The sequence below is a fragment of the Bacillus sp. 166amftsu genome (genome assembly GCF_900107445.1).
In the GTDB taxonomy this organism is placed as follows: Bacteria; Bacillota; Bacilli; order Bacillales; family Bacillaceae_G; genus Bacillus_A; species Bacillus_A arachidis.
The window spans coordinates 447,057-472,008 of the sequence record NZ_FNQA01000002.1; the positions used below are offsets into that span (position 1 = coordinate 447,057).

A 24,952-nucleotide genomic window follows, 5' to 3' on the forward strand; every position below is an offset into this window, starting at 1 on the left:
CGTGTCTGCATTATTACAAACATTTCAAGAACGAAAGTTAGAATTACTTCGCGCTCTTATTGAACACCTTCAAATTTCACTTATTTCTTTATTTTTTGCAGTAATGATTGCCGTTCCGCTAGGCATTTTGTTAACGCGTCGAGAGAGAATTGCTGAATTCATTATAGGAACATCTGCAGTTATGCAAACAATTCCTTCATTGGCTTTACTAGGGCTTTTAATTCCCCTAGTTGGTATTGGAAAGGTGCCAGCAATTATCGCGTTAGTTGTATACGCGTTATTGCCAATTTTACGAAATACATATACGGGAATCCGTAAGTTAGATCCATCGCTTATTGAAGCAGCAAGAGCGATGGGAATGAACAGTTTTCGAAGATTATGGAGAATAGAACTTCCACTCGCATTACCGATTATAATGGCTGGAATTCGTACAGCGATGGTACTAATTGTCGGAACAGCTACGTTAGCTGCTTTAATAGGGGCTGGGGGGCTTGGAAAACTTATTTTACTCGGTATAGATCGAAATGATCATGCTCTTATCGTATTAGGGGCTGTACCAGCCGCATTGTTAGCTTTATTCTTTGACGGTGTACTTCGGATGTTTGAAAGCACTAGACGATCTCCTAAGCGATTTATAATGGCAATATGTATCATTGTGGTTGTTATAGCTGCACCATTTTTAGTGAATACGCAAAAGAAGGATATCGTAATTGCTGGGAAGCTTGGGTCTGAACCGGAAATTTTAATGCAAATGTATAAACAACTGATCGAACAAGATACTGATTTATCTGTAGAGCTTAAACCTGGGCTTGGGAAAACAGCATTTGTTTTTGAAGCTTTAAAATCGGGAGAAATTGATATGTACCCTGAATTCTCAGGGACTGCATTATCTACTTTTGTAAAAGAAGAACCAAAGAGTACAAATCGCAAAGAGGTATATGAACAAGCCCGCCAGGGGATGGAAAAGAAATATCAAATGGTGATGCTAAAGCCGATGGAATATAACAATACATATGCGCTTGCAATGCCAAGAGATATTGCAGAGCAATATAATGTAAAAACAATTTCAGATTTACGAAATGTTGCAGCAAATGTTAAGGCTGGATTTACATTAGAATTTGCAGATCGGGAAGATGGATATAAAGGGATGCAAAAGGTATATAACTTCCAGTTTCCAAATGTTAAAACGATGGAACCGAAGTTACGTTATAGCGCAATAGAATCTGGTGATGTTACTGTCATTGATGCTTATTCTACGGATAGTGAACTTGAGCAATATGAACTGCAAGTACTAGAAGATGATAAAGGATTGTTTCCACCGTATCAAGGAGCTCCATTGTTAAGAAAAGAGACACTTGAAAAGTATCCTGAACTTGAGAAGACATTAAATAAACTTGCTGGGAAAATATCAGATGAAGATATGAGAAAAATGAATTATGAAGTAAATGTAAATGGTAAAAGTGCAGAAAAAGTAGCGAGGCAATTTTTAGAAAAAGAGGAGTTAATTCATTAATATTTACAAGAAATATACAATTTAATGATTGAAAATCGACCGTTCGTAATAAAATGAACGGTTTTTTTGTGCATACTTATACATTTTTTCAAAAAAGTATTCCCTTTTTGCTGATTTTCTTTTAGAATAAGTAATGTTTTCCTGAAAAAATATAATAGAAACGTCTATTAGAGAAAAAGGTGACTTTAATAGTTGAATGGATAAACATAACACCTAGAATGACAGATGGGGTGGTACCAATAGAAAAGAAATTAGGATTTTTTCCATTAATTGCATTAGTAGTAGGAACAATGGTTGGCGGGGGTGTTTTTAGTTTACCGCATGATTTAGCAGTAGGCGCAAATAGTGGCGCAACGATAATTGGATGGTGTATTACGGCAATGGGAATGATTCCGCTTGCACTTGTATACCAAACGTTAGCAAGACAAAAACCAGAACTTGAAGGTGGGATTTATAGTTATGCACGTGCAGGGTTTGGTGAATATGTCGGTTTTAATAGTGCATGGGGCTACTGGCTTGCAGGGATTTTAGGAAACGTAGCTACGATTATGTTATTGTTTAGTACACTTGGATATTTTTTCCCTATTTTTAAAGGAGGAAACAACGTTGCATCCATCATTGGTGCATCTCTATTATTATGGACACTTCACTTCCTTATTTTAATTGGAATTCGTGAAGCGTCTATTATGAACTTTATTGCAACAATTGGAAAACTTGTTCCGATTTTATTATTTATTGTCGTTATGATTACAGCGTTTCGCTGGGATACATTTACACATGATTTTTGGGGAGAGGGAAGTATTTCTATTTCTTCTGTCCTTGGTCAAGTGAAAAATACGATGCTTGTTACACTTTGGGTATTTATTGGTGTAGAAGGGGCAGTCGTATTATCTGGAAGGGCAAAAAACAGCAGGGATGTTGGAAAAGCAACGGTTGTTGGATTGATTTTAGTTATGTCCATCTATATTTTAATTTCAGTTCTTTCCATGGGAGCTATGACAAGACAAGAGCTTTCCGTGCTAGAAACGCCGTCAATGGGCCATGTATTAGAGCATGTTGTTGGACCATGGGGTGCAATTGCAATTAATATCGGATTGGTTGCTTCACTTATTGGGACATTAATTGGTTGGTTCTTACTCGTTTCTGAAATTTCACACGTAGCAGGGAAAGATGGCGTATTTCCAAAAGTATTTACGAAGACAAATAAAAAGCAGACACCACATGTTGCATTATGGATTTCAAATGGTGTGGCACAGACTTTGTTTATTATTGTATTGTTTTCGGAATCAACGTATCAAATGATGTATTTTATCGCATCTACATCTATTTTACTTCCGTACTTATTATCAGCACTTTATCAGTTGAAATTAGTTGTAACGAAGGAATTGAAAAGGGCAAGACTGAAAAATGGAGTACTGGCTTTAATTGCCGCATTATACTCTGTATGGCTGATTTATGCAGCAGGTTTAAAAAACTTATTACTTGTCTCAATCGTATATGGTATTGGACTTGTTGTTTATGTGTTTGCTCGAAAGGAAAAAGGAAATCGCTGTTTTTCTGGCATGGAGAGATATGTCATGGTTGTAATCGTGATTGCAGCGGCAGTATCGCTTTATATGCTTGTAACAGGTAATATAGAAATGTAAAAAAGTCCTTCTGAAGGACTTTTTTCTTTGTATACAAGGAATTTTAGTTTATTTACAGAATATCTAATATATAAGATGTTTAGGAGGGATGAGAATGGAAGAAAAAGAGCAGCTGTTAAGAATTGTGGAATTAGCAAGTGATTTACGAAAAGTATTAGTGCAAGAATCATTTTTTAATCATCATCCCGAACTACGTGGAGTAATTGAGAATTTAGCTAGTTCTGTTGAGACCTTAGCAAGCCTGCAGCAGAATAAAGATGAAAATGCGGAGGATAAATTACGATACGTACTTGCTAAAATGAAAATTTCTTACAATGCGATTATGCAGGAGAAAAAAGCTTTTCCTTCTCAAATATAAATTTTATTTTTTATAACCTGACGGAGTACGTCGGGTTTTTTTGTTTCTAGTTTTCTTTTGCAGTTCATACAATAAAAATAGTATGAAAAAAAGAAGGTGAGTATAGTGAAGCTACATAAAGCTCTCCACCCAAGTTTTATAAAACGGATGTATCATATGAGGTTTCTTGGGAAATTTGTTGAAAGTCAGGAGGAGAATAAAGATACTTTTTCTGTACAATGTCTTTCACAAATCCCATCTGTTTTGAAATCACAATTTGAAAATGAAACGTATTTGTTTGAAGGGCTATATGCCAACAAAAAAAATGAGAGAATATTTGCGGATTTAAAGAAAAAAGGGTTAGAAAGACAAATAGTATTGTTTCGACTTTATTATGAAAGAGGGCATTTGTACGTTGAATTAATATGTACAGAGCAACGGGAAATTGCGAATGCATATAAAATCATCCCATCGCCAAGATTAGCCGGGTATAAAAAGAGAGAGTCGTTAGAGCGAAAACTAGGGAATGGATTTTTATCTTTTCTTATTCCTAAATTTCCACACGACTTTGAAGTACCACAGTTGTTATGGTGTGAAGGAAGATTATATGGGAATTTATCTTTAAAATCATCCATTAGTTCAATCGCGTATTGCGAACAAAAAAAAGAATGTAAATATATCGAAATGGATGATTGGACCAAATATATAGAAGTGAAAGCGGATGATCATTTGTATTTTGTTCGAGAAAATATGTATGATCAGCTTCTAAAGAAAATTCTAGAAGAGGGAAAAAAGGTGGAAGTAGTGGACATAAAAGTGCAAAAAGAAGAAACAGAATGGAATGAGCGTGAATCTACATTTATACAATATGTACAGGATGTCATCAATAATAAAGACTTGTATTTAGATGCAACGGATATTTTTAATTTTCATATTAGTGTAAAAACAAATCTATTAACAATTCTTGCTGGAATCCCAGGAATCGGAAAATCACGTTTGGTGCAGGCATATGCAGAAGCATTAGGATTAACATATGGGGAAGAATTGTTATGGATTCCGATTTCTCCATCTTATCAAGAACCACACGATATACTAGGCTATCTTCATCCAAATGGAACATATATCGAGAGTGAAACGAAATTAATTCGAACATTATTAAAAGCGAATGAGAATCCGAATCAACTTTATATGATTGTATTTGATGAAATGAATATGTCACATATTGAGCATTGGTTTACACCATTTTTATCTATTCTTCAATTAGAAAAGAAAAATCGTATTCTTTCTTTATATGAGGAACGGACTGGGATAGAGAATAAAGTTCCATCCAAAATTGAAATTGGTGAAAATATTATTTTTATCGGGACTGTGAATTTTGATGAAACAACGAAAGAGTTATCGGATCGCTTATTAGATCGGGCAAATCTCATTACGCTTCAAAAAATTCCATTTTGTGAAATCAATCTGCAGCAAAATAAAGGGACACAAATTCCGCCCTTACAAGTGACAACCGGAGAATTTCGTCTAAATTGGTTACGAAATAAAGAGATGATGGATGTGTTTTCGGAAGAAGAATTAGAGTTATTAGATAAATTACATGATTTAATATCATCACATGACGCATCGAAAGGCGTTTCTTTTCGATGTGCTGCTGCGATTGCAACTTATTTGCAAAACATTCCCCAAAAAGATACTCAATCATATATGATTAGCCGAGAAGAAGGTTTTGATTTACAAGTGAAACAACGTATTTTAACAAAATTACGAGGTACGGAGGTGACAATTGGTTCACTTCTTCGTGATGATGAGAAAAAAGGACGATCGTTAGTAGCGTTATTACAATCTCCACTTGCAAATTGTGTCTCCGCATTCGAACATTCTCTAGCTTATATAAGGCAAAAACGGCGTGAATTGGAGTTGTATGGGTATGCAAAATGAGGAGCAGCACGAGACGGAAATTGTAGACACAAATGATAAGCTCCCGTTTGTATTAAAATTAATTATTGGAACAGAGGGAAAGGGAGACTTTGTATTTCTGAATCGCCTTTGTAAATACACGACAACAATGACACATTGTGTTTATAAAGTACAAGAATTAAAAGCATTACGTTTGATGTTACATTATCAAAAACCAGTCCGTGTCACTTTTGTATGGAATAAAGTGTATGAAGGGCAAAAAGGTAAGAAAGAATGGCAATATGAATTGCATGAAAAAAAACAAAAAGTATTATTATATGAACATGGAAAAACAGACTTTTTTTATCCATGGCGCTGCGGCTTGTATCATTTCGAGGTGCAAGTGGAAGAAGATGTATATTATGGAGCATTTCAAATTGTCCCCAAAAATTTTTTGGATGATCAATTTGAAATGATTCAAAATTATGTAAAATCAATTTTAAGTGAAATTATGTTAGACCGTGGTTATTATAAAAAGACATTTTCAACACTAATTGATATTGAAGATTCTTCTTATTTAATGTTACTTCGCATGCTACCACAAAAAATGAAAAAAATAAAACAGCTATATAAAAAGGTTGAAGAGAACACGAAGTATATAGATAGATATGATTGGGAGGTACGAGAACGAAAAGCAACGATGAAAAGTGTAATAATGAGGGAGAAAAAGCTTACTGCTAAGTATTATAATCGTAGATTTATCGAACAAACAAATAGTTTAGAGAATGCCTTTCTAAAATTTACAACGAAACAATTTTATCAATATTTGCTTGAAGCTCAGGCTTTCTTACACAAAACAATTGAAATACTAGAAGGAACAATACAGACCAAAAAAGAGGAATTCCAATCTGTGAAAATAATTATGCATACTATTGAAAGAAATGGATCTGTAACGGACAGGGAGAAGCAAAAATATCGAAATATTCATTTGTTAAAAGAGGCAGACTTGCGGAAAGCATCTGTGAAAATACAAGAGTATAAAATTTTAAATCATATTGTACACCAAGCTATACTGTACTTTCAAAATTTGTTGAATTCTTCATTTTGGAGAGGGATTTCTGAAAAAACAAATATAACTATGCATGCTTTACCTGTTACACATCGGGAATTATTATATCATTTAGAATTTCTACCACGTTATAATCAACAATCTCCAGCATTATTATTTGTTTATAAACCAACGTTTTTAGTGTATGAGTATTATGCATTTTTCATCATCATTTCTATATTGCAACAATTAAAATTTAAAGATGATATTCCACTTCTCGAACAAATTCAAACTTATTTTTACTTAGATGGTTTACAAGACGGTACGACAATTGTTTTAAATCGTGAAAATATCCAAATACATGTAGCGTTTAATGACCTTATTGAAACACATCCACTCATTGCACTTAGTAAAGGTAGCCATTTTTATAATGGAGAGGACACGAAAAAACCAGACATTCGTTTAGATTGTTATGTGAAACAAGGAGAGCGCTATGAGTACCAGTCTTCTATTATTATTGAAGTGAAATATAGCCCCATGTTTAATATTTTTCAGCCCGTAGGCAATACAAAAGCAACAGAACAGATGTATAAATATTGGTCTATTAAATATGTAGAAGAACAGGATGGAAAACATATTTTTCACCGAAGGGCGATCCATGAAGTGATTTGTGTATACCCAGGCAGTCATATGCATGGGAAGAAAATAGAAGCAGGTTGCGGAATCTTTCTGCAATTATATCCATATAAAACAAAGCAAGGAGAAGAAAAATTAGCTGGAAATCATGGTCTTGTGCAAATTTTTGAGAAATGGCTAAAAACGGTAGTAACATAAAAAGACGGCACTGAAAAAGGGATTGTTTTGAAAAAATAACGTGCATTGTCTCGGTATGTTGAAAAAATAAAGGGGTTCGTCGCCTGTAATAGTGGGTAATGGGCTCCTATTTCTTATAAAGTGGACTTTTTATGTAGGTGAAGTGAATTTGTGTATTTTATATGAAATGTTAAACATACACTTTATAAGTAAAGAGAGTCTAGCATAAATATAAAGCATCTTTTATTCTTGTAAAAATTTTTTATAAGTCTAAAACTTGAATAGGAGAAGATTTTATTTTATAGAATATGTAATGAAGTAGTGAATAGTTTTAGGTTGCATACGAAGGTTTGTTCTTATATGATAGATAGTGAAAGCGTTATCAAAAACTAGAACGGCGATGGGAAAGGCGGGGAAATATGTTCCAGCGTGTTCAAACAAAGGAAGAACATTTTTGGTTCGAGCAACTGTGGGGAGATTTTTGTGAAGAGAGAGATTTAATGTTTGTAGAACGTAATTTAAATCCATCACGATTTTTATTAATAGAAGGCGGGCAATATATCGGTACAGTAGAATGTATTCGATATACGACACCTGAACAATCTAATTCTGAGTTTTTTTATCCATTTTCTAAAAATGAGTTGGTGAAAGGATTAAAAAATGTTTATGAAATTGGAAAGTTAAGCATTGCGAAAACGTCGCGTGGAAGAGGGCATTTCAAAAGGTTAACAGCTATTTTATTTATACATGCTTTGGAAATGAAAGCTGAGTGGTATATTGCTGTTGTTACAAAAAGAATGTATATGTATTTACTTACACTAGGGTTTCCAATTGAACCAATTGATGACCCATTTCCTTTTCATGATGCATTACAGGGGGTGCCTGTTCGAATTCATGCTCGAAAAGGAGTAACGCATTTGTATTCTTTAAAAGAATTTCGGGATATTATTCAAGGGAATGCTCATGCACAGGCATTAATCAAAGAAAACAGTAAAAACATTATGTTAACAAGGTGAAGTGTCACAAATTTTTACAAATTATTGTGATTGATATCACATCCTTTTTTCTTCATGTATATTACGCTTTAGTTGTAATGATTGATTAGGAGAGGGTGGGATGATATGTTTTGCTATCAATGTGAACAAACGCCAACAGGCGGATGTAAAGTAATGGGTGTTTGCGGGAAGAATGAAACAATTGCAAGTTTACAAGATACAATTGTGTTTGGATTAAAAGGAATTGCGGCTTATCGTACCCATGCTGCACAGCTTGGGTATACAGATCAGTTTGTGGACGCTACGACTCATGAAGCGTTATATATGACATTAACAAATTCTAACTTTAATGAACAAGAACATATTGATATGGCTATGAAAGTTGGGAAATCAGCTTTACGGATAATGGAACTGTTAGATGAGGCACATACGAATTATTTTGGTGTTCCAGAGCCTGTTCAAATTACACAAAACCGTGTAGAAGGTAAGGCAATTGTTGTTACTGGCCATAATCTATTTGCATTAGAGGAATTATTAAGGCAAACAGAAGGAAAAGGAATTAATATTTATACTCATTCGGAAATGCTACCAGCGCATGGGTATCCACAGCTAAAAAAATATAAACATTTAAAAGGAAATATTGGTAAGGCATGGTATGATCAGCGACGCCTCTTTGAAAAGTTTACTGGTGCAATATTGGCTACAACGAACTGTGTTATGCCAATTAAAGGATCGTATTCTGATCGCTTCTTTTCATATGATATTGCAGGCCTTGAGGGTGTACAGAAAATTGAAAATGATGATTTTGCACCATTGATTCATAAAGCGCTAGAACTTCCAGAAGTACATATGGAGTCGGATGAACAGCTGGTAACAGGTTTTCATCATAATACAGTATTATCATTAGCATCAGAAATCATTCAGGCGGTGAGAGAAGGGAAAATTAAGCGTTTCTTTGTTATCGCAGGTTGTGATGCACCAGGTAAAGGTGGAGAGTACTATCGTGAATTAGCAATGTCACTTCCGCAAGAAACAGTTATATTAACGACATCGTGCGGGAAATTCCGCTTTAATGATGTGAATTATGGTGTTGTGCCAGGTACGGAAATTCCACGTTACATTGACTTAGGGCAATGTAATAATTCTATATCTACAATAAAAATAGCAGCTGCTTTAGCTGATGCTTTTCAATGTGAAGTGAATGAATTGCCAGTTAGTATTGTTTTATCGTGGTTTGAACAAAAAGCGGTTGCGATTTTACTTGGGTTATTTAGTCTCGGGATTCAAGATATTCGTATTGGACCAAAGGCACCTGAATTTATTTCACCTGGTGTGCTTGATGTATTACAAGAAACGTTTGGTTTAAAACTTATTACAACTGCAGCAGAAGATATGAATATGATGTTATCGTAACAAAAAGGATGTCTTGTAATGAGACATCCTTTTTGTATAAAGTGAACTTTCCATCAGTGGAGCGCCGTATTCTTCGCACCGATAAGAATAAGTAAAAAAGCGCATGAAAATTGACCGGGGGGAGTCAATTTTCATGCGCGAACACACGATTGGGAAAGAACTAAAATCCGAATATACTTAAAATCATTTTACGACGTTTCGGCTTTTCTTCTCGTTCATATGTTGGCGTGATATCAGGTGTAATGTATATTTGTTCTTTTTTCTCAAGGGCAGCTTCTAATTTTTGAATTCTATCCATCATTTCTTCCATTTCTCTGCGATGTTGTAGCAATTGGTAATTGACGACATCATCTGCTTTATCATGCAGTTGTTCTTCTATACGATTTAAACGGTGTGTAATTGTATTTAATTGTGTAACAAGTTGATCAAAACCAATTGACGGTTCTACTTGTGAAATGGTAGCTGGGGATGAAGGTTGTTCTATTTGAGAACGATGAAACTCTAACATTGTATCTAAGTCGTCTTGAGTAAAAATAAAATGACCGTATTTGTTTTTTTCTATGTTGAGATTCAATTGTTGTGCAATCCGAACCACTGCCTTTGGGCTAACACCTAACTTTTTCGCAATAATGGGTGTTTTATATTCCAAGGTAAATCCCTCCTATATATATCCTGTTGAATGATTTCGAGGTACTAAGCCTCTTCCCTGCATGGATGACAAAAGAAGTGAGGAATCGGCAAAGAAAGTGTTTTTTCACGAAAATTAGTTTTTTAACATATAAATATTTCTAAAAAGAGAAAAAAATGTCTCTTTTTAGAAATTACTCCTGTTTGACGGAAAGAAGATAATTAGATTATCATAAATATAAATATCCTCTTTATGTATGCATATAATGTATAAAAAGGTGATAGCGAATGTAGAAACTTGTAAGATGATAAGAAGAGCTTTTTCGTTTGAATAAATTTAGTAGGAGGTGGCTTCCTTGCTTACAGGGTAAGTAAGGAAACGTATTTGGACATATATAGTATAAGTATGGTGATTGTTTTGATTGCCTTAACTGCATTTTTCGTTGCGGCTGAATTTGCAATTGTGAAAGTAAGAAGTTCACGCATCGATTTTTTAATTGCAGAAGGGAATAAACGTGCAGCTTCTGTGAAAACAGTCATTACAAACTTAGACGAGTATTTATCAGCTTGTCAATTAGGGATTACAGTTACAGCTCTTGGACTTGGATGGTTAGGAAAACCGGCGATAAAGCACATGTTTGACTCGCTTTTTGCAAGATGGGAAGTGCCTCCCCAGGTTGCTGATGTTTTAGCTGTGACTCTAGTGTTTATGTTCATTACTTTTTTCCATGTTGTTGTGGGAGAATTAGCACCCAAAACATTGGCAATTCAAAAAGCAGAACAAGTGAGCTTACTTGTTGTGAAACCGCTTATTTTCTTTTATCGAATTGCTTTTCCATTCATATGGCTTTTAAATGGTTCAGCTCGATATGTAACAAAAATATTCGGTTTACAGACTGCAAAAGAGCACGAGGGAGTCCATTCAGAAGAAGAATTACGGTTATTAGTGTCAGAAAGCTATAAGAATGGAGAAATTAATCAATCTGAATTTAAATATGTAAATAAAATTTTTGAATTTGATGATCGTATTGCAAAAGAAATTATGGTCCCGCGGACAGAAATGCACATTTTAGATAAAGATATGTCTGTTAAAGAAGCATTGCAAAAAATGTCCAATGAGAAATATACAAGATACCCAGTTGTTGATGGGGATAAGGATCATGTTATTGGTTTTGTAAACTTTAAAGATATTTTCACAGATTTTGTGAAACATGGTGCTTTTAGTAAAGAAACAGTGCAGCAGTATATTCGCCCCATTATACTTGTCATTGAATCGATAGCAGTTCATGATTTATTTCTAAAAATGCAACGAGAGCGTACACATATTGCTATATTAATTGATGAATATGGTGGGACATCAGGTCTTGTAACGGTTGAAGATATATTAGAGGAAATTGTTGGTGATATTCAAGATGAATTTGATATAGATGAAAAACCAGAAATTCAACATATTAGTGAAACGAAAACAATTCTTGAAGGAAAAGTACTTGTTAGCGAAGTAAATACATTATTAGGTTTATCAATTGATGATGATGACGTTGATACAATAGGTGGATGGATTTTAACAAAGCACTTAGAAATCTCAGAAGGTGACATTGTTGAAATTGAAGATTATAATTTTTGTGTTAAGGAATTGGATGGTCACTACATTAAGCAAATAGAAGTGACAAAGCGAGTAGTTCCCATTCTAATTTCAGAAACCGAGCAGCCAATATCATTACAGGAACAGGTAAGTTCTTAAAAAATAACAAAAGGTACACTTGCTGTTTAAGCAAGTGTACCTTTTGGTTATAGTGTATTATTCCATCTCTTGTTTAAAAATAGTATCTTCAACATAAATTTGTTCTTTATCTACCGCTGTACTGTGTGCAAGAACTAAACCAATTGGTGTATGTGTACCTTTATTTTGAACGATTGTAAAAGGTACATTTTTTTCGTTTGCTAATTTAATGTATTTTGATAAATGTGGGTAAGAGATGCTGCCGTTTACAAATAGCTGTAATGATTGAGAAGTGCGCATACTGTTAGCTACTTCAGTATAAACGTTGCTTCGCATCACTTGACCGATCGTTAAAGCGATTTCTACACGCTCACGCAATGTGTTTAAGTACATATTGCGTTCTTCTGGTTTGTTTTGCTTTTGGCCATGAATGCCTTCTTGGAGATAATCATCCACATTTTTATTTACCATATTTTTCACACCTTTCATATCTTATTGTACGCAAGAAATGAAAAGTATGCAAAAAAAAGTCATTTCAAATACCATATTCAAATTAACTTTATCAACAGAAATTAACAAAATGTGACAACAATCTCTTAACGAAATCTGTTTTTTGTGTTAATATTCAAAATATATAGGGTATTCGTCGCATGGAAATGGAGGAAATGGGGGTTTTTCCAATCGATAAGGATATTAAAGAAGTATTTTGTTCGCACTTGAAAAACAATAGGCATCAATTCGTAGAGAACTGGAAAAACAAAATGATAATCTCCGAAGAAGATCCATTTAAACAAGAAGTAACACGAAACGGTGAGAATGTATTAGAGTTAATTGTCGAACTTATTATGGAAGAAAGGGATATAACTCTTCTACAACCGTTATGTGAAAAAATGGCAATTGAGCGGGCGGGGGCAGACGCAAATATTGGAGATTTTGTTTATAACGCGAATGTAGGAAGAAATGAACTATTTGAAGCAATGTGCGAATTAGATGTAAAGGCTCGTGAGCTAAAACCAATTATAACAAAAATACATACTTGTTTTGACAGATTGATTTATTATACGGTTTTAAAATATTCGGAAATTATATCGAGAAATTTAGAAGAAAAACAGCAATATATAAATGAAACACATAAAGAAAGGTTGACGATTTTAGGACAAATGTCAGCTAGTTTTGTTCATGAGTTTCGAAATCCATTAACCTCAATTATGGGGTTTGTGAAATTATTGAAATTAGATCATCCGAATTTATCATATTTGGATATTATTTCACATGAATTGGATCAATTAAATTTTCGTATTTCGCAATTTTTACTCGTTTCAAAAAAAGAAATGTGGAATGAGTCTGAGCGATTTTGGCTAAATGATTTGTTTCATGAAATTATTCATTTCTTATATCCAAGTTTAGTTAATACGAATGTTTCAATTGAAAAAAACTTACCGTATCCTATTTCATTTATGGGATACCGTAGTGAAGTGAGACAAGTTTTTCTAAATATTTTAATGAACTCAATCGATGCTCTCGAAGTGATTAAAGAAAATCGTAAAATTATTATCGATGTATGTGAAGAGGAAGAAAGGATTCATATCGTTATTAAAAATAATGGCCCAATGATCCCAGCAGAAAGTATTGAAACGATTTTTGAACCATTTGTCACGACAAAGAAATTAGGAACGGGTATCGGTTTATTTGTATGTAAACAAATTGTTGAGAAGCATAATGGATTAATTACATGTCACTCTAATACAGAATGGACAGAATTTCAAATTTCATTTCAAAAGTAAAGAGAAAAAATTCTACACCAACGGGGATGGTGTAGAATTTCTAATTTGTAAGAATCACTGCTTCTAACTTTGGAGATTGATTCGAATAGCCTACTAATGAGAATGTATAAATTGTGTTTGGCTTTACTTTGACATCTGGAATGGTTATAAGAACCTCTTTAGTATCAGCAAGAGAGATCTCAATATCAGCTGTTCCAGGGCTCACCTGTAAATAATCTGTTATTTGTTTAAATAAGACATTTTCAAATAAATGATCCCCACCTTTTATAGATATGTGAACAGCAGGAGTATCAGGTGAAAAATGTGAAAACCTTATTTTTGCTTGACCAGATTGTAAAGGTGTATTATCAAGCATTGGTTGCAATTGTATATGTGTATCAGTACTAATTGCTGCAAGCGTATAGGAGTGGTTGCCCATCATAGGAACAAGTGCTGAGAAAATAGGTGTTTCGCTACCAACAGGAACAAGATCAACTCGGTACTGCCCTTGAGCTAAAGACAAATAAGGGCTGTATTGTTTGAAAGAAATGTTTTTAATTACCTTCTGTCCGTTTACTAAAAAATCAATAGCTGGTGTATGAGGAGAAGCGTGAAATATTCTCATATAGGATGGCAATGTTGCCTCTTGAGAATCACGTTTTTCATACGCATATACGAGTTTGGTAATCGCACTATGATATTTCATATATAATTCCATGTATTTTTTGGGATTGGTATATTGATAGTAACGAGCAAGTTGTTCATACAGGACTGCTTCTTGTCCATATTTTTCAATTTCAGGTTGAGCCATGTAAATTCCTCCTTTTTTATCACTATCACTATATGCATTTCGGAAACGAGCTTATGCAACAAAAATGATTCGGAAAATGAAAACGGGACCGGATGTTGTATGTGATGTCATACATTTTACGCATATAAAAATCTCTAGCTGAGCTAGGGATTTTTTGATTTATAGGCAAACGCACATACAAAGTGATAGTTGGCCTACATAATTTATTAAGGAAAATTAATTTTTAAGTGGCGGAGGGAGTGAAACAAATTATGTGGGGATATGGATATCCTGGTAGTTACTGTGGATACGGTTATGGCGGCGGAGGTTGCGGTACAGGTTCTGGATTTGCGTTGGTTGTTGTATTATTTATTTTACTAATCATTATTGGGGCATGTTGGGTTCGATAATCACCGATAAAGGGCGTCATGCTGAACTGGTTAATGATCGTTAATCGGTTCCTTCTTTTTTATTTTCATATAAACTCGTAGTTCAAATATCAGTTGGAACACGAGGTCTTGCGACATTTTAACACAAAAGAATAAATGTAGAAGTTGCAGTGGGATAAACTAACGATGGTAAAGGTTATCCAAAAGCTGTGAAATTAATTGTTAAATATGTACTTAAAAATTTGAAATTACATTGAATGGAAGTATGTGTAAGATTACATAAGGTTGTATCTATGTTGCACATTAGGGTAGAGCCTTACTGCTCGCGAATAACGAGATAAAGAAGGGATAGCTAAAAAAGTTAATGGAAATGAAACATAAGAGGAGCGTTAGGTGTTTGCAATAAAAAATGAAAAGGATTAAATATAATACTTGTAAAAAAATAAAATATCAAAAAGAATCTTCCTGCCCTTTCTTAGGTAAATCGTACAGAAAGGACAGGAAGAAAAATGGTTTATACTATAATCAAATATATCTATTGATTTTGTATACGTTGTTCTGTATCAACATCGAAAAAGTGTGCTTTCGTTAAACTAAAAGCTAACGGAAGCTTATCGGTAGCTTTAATTTCTGAACGAGCGTTGATTCGTGCAACAAAGTTTTGACTTGCAAGTTTTCCATGAATCATCGTCTCAGCACCTAATAATTCAGCGACTTCAACTGTAATTTCGACAGTTGATTCAGGAGAAGATTGAAGAACAATTGGTTCATCATGAATGTCTTCGGGACGAATACCGAGTATGATTTCTTTTCCATTATATCCTTTTTTCTTTAATGATTTTAGTTGGCCATCTGGTATTCTAAAACGAATGTTTTCGATATGAAAATAGTTATCTTTTAATGTTCCAGTAAAGAAATTCATAGCTGGAGAACCAATGAATCCACCAACAAAAATGTTTTCAGGAGCATCATATACTTCTTTTGGCGTACCAACTTGCTGGATGACACCATCTTTCATAACAACAAGGCGTGATGCCATTGTCATTGCTTCTGTTTGATCATGTGTTACATAGATAGTAGTCGTGTTTAACCGGCGATGAAGTTTAGAGATTTCAGAACGCATACTTACGCGCAATTTTGCGTCTAAATTGGATAGAGGTTCATCCATTAAAAACACTTTTGCGTCACGAACGATAGCTCTTCCCAATGCAACACGTTGGCGTTGTCCACCTGATAATGCCTTTGGTTTTCGTTTTAAGTAATCTTCAAGTCCTAAGACTTTCGCAGCCTCTGTTACGCGGCGATTAATTTCATCTTTTGGAAGTTTGCGTAGTTTCAAGCCAAACGCCATATTATCATAAACAGACATATGTGGGTATAGTGCGTAATTTTGAAATACCATCGCAATGTCGCGATCTTTTGGCGCAACATCATTCATACGTTCTCCATCAATATAAAATGAACCATCAGAAATGTCTTCTAGACCCGCAATCATACGTAGAGTTGTTGATTTTCCGCATCCAGAAGGACCGACAAATACGATAAACTCTTTATCTTCAATATGTAAATTAAAGTCAGAAACAGCAGTTGTTTTATTATCATAAACTTTAAAAATATGATCCAATACAAGTTCTGCCAAGATTACTCACTCCTTTTTTTGAATTAATTGAATTATAAGTTTTTTAAGAGTGTAGGTAAATTGGCAGGTTGCACAAAAAAATGATAGGTTTTTATGCAAGTTTATGAGATGCCTAAAGAAAGAAATGCCATATAAACTGCTACAGCGCCTTCAAATGTTTTGATATTAATTCCCGTTTTCTCAATGAATTTATCAATTCGATACTGCAAGGTATTGCGATGCAAATATAATTGTTTCGCTGCAAGTGATACATTTAAATTACATTGGAAGAATACTTTAACACTATCGATTAGCTCTTTGTCATTTAAAATGTGTGCTAATAATTGATACGTGTACTTTTCTCTTTCTTCTTTTGGTAATGAGATTAGTAATTGATAGGGGAGTAGTTGTTCAATGTGTGTAATTTTATTGGATAAATAGGGAGAAAGAAAAGAAAATAAATTTCGCTCCCATTGATACAGACGAGCAATTTCATTTGTTTGCGTATAGTGTCTTCCAATAAAGAAGGATAGAGATATAAAAAAATCTGCTTCTAATGTATCAAGGGCTATTTGTAATATAGATTCCGATATATCTTCTTCTAAGACGAGAACGCCTGCTTGAGAAGTTTCCCATATCGTTGTAGTGGAGAAAGAAAACATGGATTCTAAAGCATCTTGAAACTCTTCTCTTTCTACTATAGATTGATTTGTGAAAAAATGTAAGAAACGAACAGACACGATAGGAATATCCTTATTTTGATATAACGCTTCATACCAAGACTTTTCTTTTTCTGTTTTATACATTGTATCAGTATGAATGGGTGTTAAGATTGATGAAAGTAATTGACATTCCTTTTGGTGTAAGCGGGATTTACGAATCCCTACTTTGTTTCCTTCAAATAAAAACCACCTATACTCTTCAGACAATACGGCTTCATTAATCTTTATATCTTTACCGTAATATGTTTTTAATTGTTGAATCATAGGAACACTCCTTTTCTTTTTATGAGATAAATAGAATTATATTATTCAGCTATGAATAAAAACGCCTGTAAATTTTGAGAATAATCAGAAAATTGATCGCGGAAGAAAAAACTGTAATGGAATACTCCATAACAAATGGTAATGACAACATGATATCATGATTTAATGTGTTATTTATATAACAATATATCATGGAGAAGAATGTAGTTGCGGTGAGAAAGGGTGTTAAGTGGTGTGTAGTTCACTCCCAAATTCATTATTATTGAGGTCGTGATCACTGAACAAGGTGAATTATTTTTGAAACAACTTGAAGAAAGGTTGTAACACGCGGTGATGAACATCTATCAAAAAAGATAAATATTGTTCTAGCAGCGTTACACAATCATGTTGGGAGAGTGCTATAGATGGAGGTGCTCTGTAAGAGGAGAAACCTCATACAGAGGATTAGCAAATTTGTTTTTTCTCAGTAAAAAATATTTTGTAAAATGCAATAAAAGCATGTTTTTTAATAGAAATAAATAGATGACGAAAATTTTAAAAATAAATATATGAAAGGAACCTCCTATGATTGAGTAATCATAGGAGGTTTCTTTTTGAAAAATTTGTCTAATTTTGTTGAAAAATATGACGGCTAAACTAAATAAATAGGAAGGAAATTGACGGGAGTTTCGTCGAAGTTTACACAATGTCAGCAATTGAGCGAAGCTGATGGTATGGTGAAAAAATAATTAGGTAGTATATTTTTTAGGCATGTTTTTTATAGGGGGGGAGGATTTTTTAAGAAGGATAAAAGGTTAGTCTTTTGTTGTGTTTCTGAATTTTCATTTTTTTATTTTAATTTTTAGCAATCATTTGTATATTTTATAATAGTTTTTTGATAAATTCACTGCGCTTGCAGAGGATTCTTTTTTATGAAAGAAACGTCAATTTTCTTCATATATATATACAAATTGGAGAAATGGGGGAGCGCTATGCGCGATTACTTAATTAAGCCACTTGTTGGTCAGCCGTATCCAATGATTTCACATGGAAAAGGTGTGTACTTGTATGATCAAAATGGTAACAAATATTTTGATGGTTCGTCAGGAGCGATTACGGCAGGTATCGGACATGGCGTAACAGAGATTGCGGAAGTGATTAGAAAGCAGGCAGAGGAGATTGCTTTTGTGTATCGCTCACAGTTTACGAGCGAACCAGCTGAGAAGTTAGCAAAGAAGTTAAGCGATTTAAGTGTAGGAGATTTAAACTGGAGTTTCTTTGTGAATAGTGGTACGGAAGCAAATGAAACGGCTATGAAAATTGCGATTCAACATTTTCAAGAGCGCGGTATTCAAGGAAAACATAAAATTTTGTCACGCTGGATGAGTTATCATGGTATTACAATGGGAGCTTTATCAATGTCGGGGCATCCACTTCGTCGTCAGCGATTTGTATCTATTTTAGAAGATTACCCAACTGTACCAGCACCATATTGTTTCCGTTGTCCGGTGCAGAAAGTATATCCGACGTGTCAGCTTTCTTGCGCGACTGAGCTAGAACGAGCAATTGAGCGAATTGGTGCAGAACATATTGCGGCTTTTATAGCGGAACCGATTATTGGCGCGGCAGGCGGTGCAATTGTACCACCGAAAGAATATTATAAGGTCATTAAAGATATTTGCAGTCATTATGATATTTTATTGATTGCTGATGAAGTTATGACAGGTCTTGGACGTACTGGATCTTGGTTTGCGATGGAGCACTGGGGTGTGGAGCCGGACATCATGACGCTAGGAAAGGGACTAGGTGCTGGTTATACACCGATGGCCGCGACGGTTGTGAGTGACCGTGTGATGGAACCGATTTTAAGAGGGTCACGCTCTGTGATGAGCGGGCATACGCTTAGTGCCAATCCATTGTCAGCCGCGACAGCTTTAGCGGTTATTGAATACATGGAGAAACATAACCTGCCTGAGAAAACAGCAGAAAAAGGAGAATATTTAATAAAAGGTTTGCAAAAAGTTCAGCAGCAATCGACAATTATTGCAGATGTGCGCGGAAAAGGATTCTTGATTGGAGTAGAATTGCAACCGTTTACAAAAGCGTCTGAACTCATTTCAGTCGCGGCGAAAAATGGACTTCTTTTATATCAAGCTGTATCAGGGCAAGCAGGAAAAGAGGATAGTGCGTTGCTTATTGCACCGCCGATGACAACTACATATTCCGAGTTAGATGAATTACTTGAGATTTTTGCGAAAAGTGTGGAAGAGATGATGCAAAAAGGAGGTCACAGTGTCGTATGACAACCATTACAAATACATTTGGAAAATTAAAAGAAATTGAAGACGTTATCTCGCTATTTCATGATGATATGACGTTAATGTTTGGGGGATTTGGCGGAATTGGCTCTCCTCCATCATTAATACAGGCTATTGTAGATAAAGAAATTTCAAATTTACATTTAATTGGAAATGATACAGGGTTTCCAGATGTAGGGATTGGCCGCCTTGTAACAAAAGAGCGAGTAAAATCATTAATTACTTCACATATTGGTTCAAATCCAAATGCAGGAAGACAGTTAAATGAGGGGCGATTACATATTGAGTTTTCACCTCAGGGAACGCTAGCAGAAAGGATTCGCGCTGGTGGTGTTGGACTTGGCGGGATTCTTGTCGATGTCGGCGTAGATACGATTGTGGAGGAAGGAAAGCGAACAATTGAGATGAACGGAAAAACATATTTAGCGGAAACAGCTTTAACTGCAGAGGTATCGATTGTATATGCGAAGAAGGCGGATCCGTTTGGGAATCTTGTGTTTGATAAAAGTGCTCGTAACATGAATCCGCATGTTGCGATGGCTGGAGATATTACAATTGTTGAGGCAGAAGAAATCGTACCACTTGGGAGTTTAGATCCTGAGGAAATTGTTGTTCCAGGTGTTTTTGTAGATTATATTGTACCGTCGGAAGGAGTGAATTGGAAATGGGTATGGGAGTAGAAGTAAGAGATAAGATTGCAAGGCGTGCTGCGAAAGAGATTCAAAATGGAATGATTGTTAATTTAGGGATTGGTATTCCTTCTCTTGTACCTAACCATTTACCAGAAGATATACATGTTATGTTCCATGCGGAAAACGGCATCGTTGGAATGGGGCCAACGCCAAGTAAAGGAAATGAAGATGAAAATTTGTGTAATGCGGCTGGATTGCCGACGTCACTCATTACAGGAGCAAGTTATTTTGATAGCTGCACAGCATTTGGAATGATTAGAAAAGGCTTGCTTGATGTGACAATACTTGGTTCACTGCAAGTAAGTGAAAAAGGAGATTTAGCAAATTGGATTGTTCCGGGGAAACGGGTTCCTGGTATTGGCGGAGCGATGGATTTAGCGCAAAAAGCAAAACGGGTTGTTGTTGTGATGAATCACGTTGATAAGTATGGAAATGCAAAAGTTGTTTCAGAATGTACGCTTCCATTAACGTCGAAAAAGTGCGTGGATTTAATTATTACAGATATGGCTGTAATAGAAGTTACATCTGAAGGATTAATACTACAAGAGCTAATGAGTCCTTATACAGTTGAGGATGTAAAACAAAATACGGAGGCATCTTTTCATGTGAGTTCTAATTTACTTGTGATTGAATGAGGGGGAGCTAACAAATATGGAGCAATTAAAAAAACAAGTGTGTGATTATATTGAAAGTCATGAAGGAGAAAGTGTAAAGTTCTTAAAACGATTAATTCAAGAAAAAAGTGTATCTGGAGATGAGAGCGGCGCGCAAGCAATTGTCATTGAAAAGCTACGTGAATTAGGTTTAGATCTTGATATTTGGGAGCCTTCTTTTACAAAAATGAAAGATCATCCGTATTTTGTATCTCCAAGAACGAATTTTTCAGATAGCCCAAATATCGTTGCGACACTAAAAGGAAGCGGCGATGGAAAATCAATGATTTTAAATGGACACATTGATGTTGTACCAGAAGGTGATGTGAATCAGTGGGAACACCATCCATATAGTGGTGAGAAAGTAGGGAATCGCATATACGGTCGTGGAACAACGGATATGAAGGGCGGAAATGTGGCTCTTATGTTGGCAATGGAGGCAATTATAGAACTGGGTATTGAATTAAAAGGAGATATTTATTTTCAAAGTGTAATAGAAGAAGAGAGCGGTGGAGCAGGTACTTTAGCAACAATTTTGCGAGGGTATAAGGCGGATGGGGTTATCATTCCAGAACCAACAAATATGAAGTTTTTCCCGAAGCAACAAGGGTCAATGTGGTTTCGCCTGCATGTGAAAGGGAAAGCAGCGCATGGTGGGACTCGTTATGAAGGAGTTAGTGCGATTGAAAAAAGCATGTTTGTTGTTGAGCATTTGAGACAATTAGAACAGAAAAGAAATGAACGAATTACAGACCCGTTATATAAAGAAATTCCAATCCCTGTTCCAATCAATGTTGGGAAAATTGAAGGTGGTAGCTGGCCAAGCTCCGTACCAGATTCGTTGATTTTAGAAGGAAGATGTGGAGTTGCACCGAATGAGACGATAGAGGCTGTAAAAGAAGAATTTGAAAATTGGATAGGGCAATTAAAGAATGTAGATCCATGGTTCGAAGAATATCCAGTAGAGGTAGAATGGTTTGGGGCAAGATGGGTTCCAGGTGAATTAGATGAGGAGCATGTACTCATTACAACACTTCAAGATAATTTTGCTCAAATTGAAGGAAGAAATCCAATTGTAGAAGCTGCACCATGGGGGACAGATGGTGGTTTGTTTACACAAATCGCAGAAATCCCAACTATTATATTTGGACCAGGAGAGACAAAGGTAGCCCACTATCCAAATGAGTACATTGAAGTGGATAAAATGATTGCCGCAGCAAAAATTATTGCATGCACATTACTAGACTGGTGCGAGGTGAAAAAATGAAATATTATGAATCATTTAGAGAACAGACAAACTACTATACTGTAGAAGGAGCGCTAGATTATTTTAATAAACGTATTCGGGTAGAGCATTATACAGGAAATGTAGAAAGTCTTATGCAAAAAATAGAAGAATTAGCAGAGAAGCATTCTTTCACTAAATGCATTATAAAAGGAAAGGGAGAGCATGTTTCGACTTGGCTCTCTTTTGGCTTTTTATTAGAAGCGACAATTCCACATTATTTTCAAGGACATGATGCATACTTTTTCGTGAAATATCGTGATGATGAAAGACGAAATAGTATTCAGTGGGCTGAAGAGGATCATATTATAAATGGTGTGAGAGAAAAGGAAGTAAAGGAGAAGCAAGTTCCAGAGAAATTTATCCTAAGAAAAGCGACAGAGGCAGACGCAGAAGAATTGGCAAGTGTGTTTGGAAAAGTATTTGAAATTTATCCGACACCGTTAAATGAAGCAGACTATATTGTTCAGACGATGAAAGAAGATACAATTTATTATGTGTATGAATCAGAAGGGCGTATTATTAGCACTGCTTCAGCAGAAATGAATGTGAAAGAAGGTAATGCAGAATTAACGAATTGTGCAACTTTACCGGAATATCGAAAACATGGACTTATGAAAAGTTTACTCATTAAGTTAGAAGAAGAATTACAAGAGAGAGCAATCTTTTGTTCTTACACAATTGCACGTTCACTTTCATTTGGCATGAATGCAGCTTTTCATCAGCTAGGATATACATACACAGGAAGGCTAGCAAATAATTGTTATATTTTTGATAAATTAGAAGATATGAATGTATGGGTAAAAGATTTATCTCGCATGAATGGGTAGTAAGTTCTTTACTTGAAAGTTCAGAGTGTCTAATTGGAGCGGGTTAATCATTAGTGGGGGATGATTAACCCACTGATTCAAGTTGTACTTTATCCCTTGTTGGCGGGAAAGTAGTAATATGAAATAAATAGAAAAATAGAACGGAATCGTCATGCTTATAATCGCGCACAGGGGTGCCAGAAATTCGGCATATAATTTGCTGAATTTTTAGCAGGAGGAGGGATGACATTGCTGGCAGTTTCGACACAAGAAGTCATTGAAGCGATTTTGGGCAGTATTGATGAAGCGATTCATGCGGTGGATGAAAATGGTATTACAATTTTTTATAATACTGTTGCTGCAAAACACGATGGGTCCAAGATTGAGAATGTATTAGGGAAGCATTTATTAGAAGCATTCCCGTCTTTATCAAGGGAAACGAGTACACTTATGAAAGTTCTAGATACACAAAAGCCGATTTTACATCAAGTACAGCGTTATCAAAATTTAAATGGTGAAGATGTCTGTACTGTAAATACCACATTACCTATTTTTATAGAAGATAAAATTGCGGGTGCTGTTGAAATTGCAAAAGATTACTCAACGATTCAAAAATTAACGGATACAATTGTTGATTTGCAATCGAAAATGAAACGATCTTCTAGGAAGAAGGTAACAAAAAAACATGTTGCTTTTAATACAATTGTGACGAATGATTTTCGCTTTAAACAAACAAAAGATTTAGCGCAAAAGGTAGCTCCAACAAATGCAAATGTTTTAATATACGGAGAAACAGGAACAGGAAAAGAACTATTTGTACAAGCGATTCATGAGGCTTCAAACCGTAAAAACAAACCGTTTATTGCCCAAAACTGTGCAGCTCTTCCAGAGTCATTACTAGAAAGTCTATTATTTGGGACAACTAAAGGGAGTTATACTGGAGCTATTGAACGTGCGGGGTTATTTGAACTTGCAGATGGAGGGACATTATTTTTAGATGAATTAAATTCAATGCCTCTTGATCTGCAGGCGAAAATGCTACGCGCATTAGAGGATGGAGTAATTCGTCGCATCGGTGATAGTAAAACGAGAAAAGTGGATGTACGTGTCATTACTGCGATGAATCAGCCGCCAGAGATATGTTTGCGTGAAAATAAAATTCGTACCGATTTATATTATCGTTTAAATGTATTTTCGTTATATATTCCACCGCTTCGTGAGCGAAAAGAAGATGTATTATTGTTAGCGTCTTACTTTTTAAGAGACTATAACAAAGAATATAAAAAAGAGGTACTGCATATTGACAATGAGACGAAGGAAAGATTATTAGCCTATCATTGGCCTGGAAATGTAAGGGAGTTAAAGCACACGATTGAACATGCTGTAATTATTGCAGAAGGAGGTTCATTAACAGTTAGTTGTTTACCCCGAACATTTCGAAAAGAAGTAGAGTTAAGGAAAAAGAAGAAGTCTATTCTGCCATTACGTGAGGCACTGCATCAAACAGAAAAAGAATTAATCGATCGAGCGTTAGTGGAAACGGATGGGAATATTTTGCAAGCTGCTAAGCTATTAGGTATTCCAAGGCAAACATTGCAGTATAAATTAAACAAGTATGACAAAACCGCCGAATAATCGGCGGTTTTTGAGTGTTTGCACCAA

21 protein-coding genes are annotated in these 24,952 nt (G+C 35.1%); 16 read left to right on the forward strand and 5 right to left on the reverse strand.

The features are described from left to right. Window position 1 precedes the first annotated feature (1 nt). The 7 genes from BLV40_RS09070 (at window position 2) to hcp (ending at window position 9,661) form a co-directional block, all read left to right on the forward strand. Window positions 2–1,513, forward strand: a complete 1,512-nt coding sequence (locus tag BLV40_RS09070; protein WP_026594320.1) for an ABC transporter permease/substrate-binding protein — start codon at window positions 2–4, stop codon at window positions 1,511–1,513. 218 nt (window positions 1,514–1,731) lie between these two features. After that, window positions 1,732–3,159, forward strand: coding sequence for an arginine-ornithine antiporter (gene arcD, locus BLV40_RS09075; RefSeq protein WP_090689988.1), 1,428 nt, complete (start codon window positions 1,732–1,734; stop codon window positions 3,157–3,159). Between the two features lie 94 nt (window positions 3,160–3,253). Continuing rightward, window positions 3,254–3,517 (forward strand): hypothetical protein, encoded by a 264-nt coding sequence (locus BLV40_RS09080; protein WP_026594322.1) that lies wholly within the window; start codon window positions 3,254–3,256, stop codon window positions 3,515–3,517. A gap of 105 nt (window positions 3,518–3,622) precedes the next feature. Next, entirely contained in the window at window positions 3,623–5,434 is a 1,812-nt protein-coding gene (locus tag BLV40_RS09085; RefSeq protein WP_090689165.1) for an McrB family protein, read from the forward strand. Continuing rightward, the gene (locus BLV40_RS09090) at window positions 5,424–7,274 is read left to right on the forward strand and encodes a hypothetical protein (protein ID WP_090689168.1); all 1,851 of its coding nucleotides are present in this window, start codon (window positions 5,424–5,426) and stop codon (window positions 7,272–7,274) included. Before BLV40_RS09085 ends, BLV40_RS09090 begins: the two co-directional genes overlap by 11 nt. A gap of 398 nt (window positions 7,275–7,672) precedes the next feature. After that, window positions 7,673–8,269 (forward strand): hypothetical protein, encoded by a 597-nt coding sequence (locus tag BLV40_RS09095; protein WP_026594325.1) that lies wholly within the window; start codon window positions 7,673–7,675, stop codon window positions 8,267–8,269. Between the two features lie 105 nt (window positions 8,270–8,374). Continuing rightward, window positions 8,375–9,661 (forward strand): hydroxylamine reductase, encoded by a 1,287-nt coding sequence (gene hcp / locus BLV40_RS09100; RefSeq protein ID WP_090689169.1) that lies wholly within the window; start codon window positions 8,375–8,377, stop codon window positions 9,659–9,661. 160 nt (window positions 9,662–9,821) lie between these two features. Here the strand turns inward: hcp and racA are convergent, their stop codons facing one another. Further along, the gene (gene racA, locus BLV40_RS09105; RefSeq protein ID WP_090689172.1) at window positions 9,822–10,310 is read right to left on the reverse strand and encodes a chromosome-anchoring protein RacA; all 489 of its coding nucleotides are present in this window, start codon (window positions 10,308–10,310) and stop codon (window positions 9,822–9,824) included. A 384-nt stretch (window positions 10,311–10,694) separates the two neighbouring features. Here racA and BLV40_RS09110 point away from each other — a divergent pair, with 384 nt between their 5' ends. Beyond that, entirely contained in the window at window positions 10,695–12,029 is a 1,335-nt protein-coding gene (locus BLV40_RS09110; protein WP_035415785.1) for a hemolysin family protein, read from the forward strand. A 57-nt stretch (window positions 12,030–12,086) separates the two neighbouring features. Here BLV40_RS09110 and BLV40_RS09115 read toward each other — a convergent pair whose 3' ends face one another. After that, on the reverse strand, window positions 12,087–12,479 hold the full coding sequence (locus BLV40_RS09115) for a YueI family protein (RefSeq protein WP_090689176.1): 393 nt from the start codon (window positions 12,477–12,479) through the stop codon (window positions 12,087–12,089). Between the two features lie 179 nt (window positions 12,480–12,658). Between BLV40_RS09115 and BLV40_RS09120 the strand changes: the two genes are divergently transcribed. Then, window positions 12,659–13,792: a BA2291 family sporulation histidine kinase gene (locus tag BLV40_RS09120; protein WP_090689179.1), complete on the forward strand. Its 1,134-nt coding sequence runs from the start codon at window positions 12,659–12,661 to the stop codon at window positions 13,790–13,792. A 40-nt stretch (window positions 13,793–13,832) separates the two neighbouring features. On the opposite strand, the gene BLV40_RS09125 is transcribed toward BLV40_RS09120, so the two are convergent. Next, window positions 13,833–14,582, reverse strand: a complete 750-nt coding sequence (locus tag BLV40_RS09125; protein ID WP_090689182.1) for a DUF4397 domain-containing protein — start codon at window positions 14,580–14,582, stop codon at window positions 13,833–13,835. Between the two features lie 251 nt (window positions 14,583–14,833). Between BLV40_RS09125 and BLV40_RS09130 the strand changes: the two genes are divergently transcribed. Continuing rightward, complete coding sequence (locus BLV40_RS09130; protein ID WP_035415787.1) at window positions 14,834–14,971, forward strand: YjcZ family sporulation protein; 138 nt, start codon at window positions 14,834–14,836, stop codon at window positions 14,969–14,971. Between the two features lie 514 nt (window positions 14,972–15,485). Here the strand turns inward: BLV40_RS09130 and ugpC are convergent. Beyond that, window positions 15,486–16,589 carry an ABC transporter ATP-binding protein gene (gene ugpC / locus BLV40_RS09135; RefSeq protein WP_026594332.1) on the reverse strand — a complete coding sequence of 368 codons (1,104 nt, stop codon included), beginning with the start codon at window positions 16,587–16,589 and terminating at the stop codon, window positions 15,486–15,488. Between the two features lie 101 nt (window positions 16,590–16,690). Further along, window positions 16,691–17,554, reverse strand: coding sequence for a PucR family transcriptional regulator (locus BLV40_RS09140; protein WP_026594333.1), 864 nt, complete (start codon window positions 17,552–17,554; stop codon window positions 16,691–16,693). Between the two features lie 971 nt (window positions 17,555–18,525). On the opposite strand from BLV40_RS09140, the gene BLV40_RS09145 reads away from it, so the two are divergent. The 6 genes from BLV40_RS09145 to BLV40_RS09170 all read left to right on the forward strand — a co-directional run bounded on the left by BLV40_RS09145 (window position 18,526) and on the right by BLV40_RS09170 (window position 24,925). Beyond that, complete coding sequence (locus BLV40_RS09145; protein ID WP_026594334.1) at window positions 18,526–19,836, forward strand: aspartate aminotransferase family protein; 1,311 nt, start codon at window positions 18,526–18,528, stop codon at window positions 19,834–19,836. Further along, entirely contained in the window at window positions 19,833–20,531 is a 699-nt protein-coding gene (locus BLV40_RS09150; protein ID WP_026594335.1) for a CoA transferase subunit A, read from the forward strand. The genes BLV40_RS09145 and BLV40_RS09150 overlap by 4 nt, the downstream gene beginning before the upstream one ends. After that, window positions 20,516–21,178, forward strand: a complete 663-nt coding sequence (locus BLV40_RS09155) for a CoA transferase subunit B (RefSeq protein WP_026594336.1) — start codon at window positions 20,516–20,518, stop codon at window positions 21,176–21,178. Before BLV40_RS09150 ends, BLV40_RS09155 begins: the two co-directional genes overlap by 16 nt. 16 nt (window positions 21,179–21,194) lie before the next feature. Further along, window positions 21,195–22,463: a peptidase gene (locus tag BLV40_RS09160; protein WP_026594337.1), complete on the forward strand. Its 1,269-nt coding sequence runs from the start codon at window positions 21,195–21,197 to the stop codon at window positions 22,461–22,463. Then, on the forward strand, window positions 22,460–23,311 hold the full coding sequence (ablB, locus tag BLV40_RS09165) for a putative beta-lysine N-acetyltransferase (protein ID WP_090689185.1): 852 nt from the start codon (window positions 22,460–22,462) through the stop codon (window positions 23,309–23,311). The genes BLV40_RS09160 and ablB overlap by 4 nt, the downstream gene beginning before the upstream one ends. A 222-nt stretch (window positions 23,312–23,533) precedes the next feature. After that, window positions 23,534–24,925, forward strand: a complete 1,392-nt coding sequence (locus BLV40_RS09170; RefSeq protein ID WP_090689187.1) for a sigma-54 interaction domain-containing protein — start codon at window positions 23,534–23,536, stop codon at window positions 24,923–24,925. Window positions 24,926–24,952 lie beyond the last annotated feature (27 nt).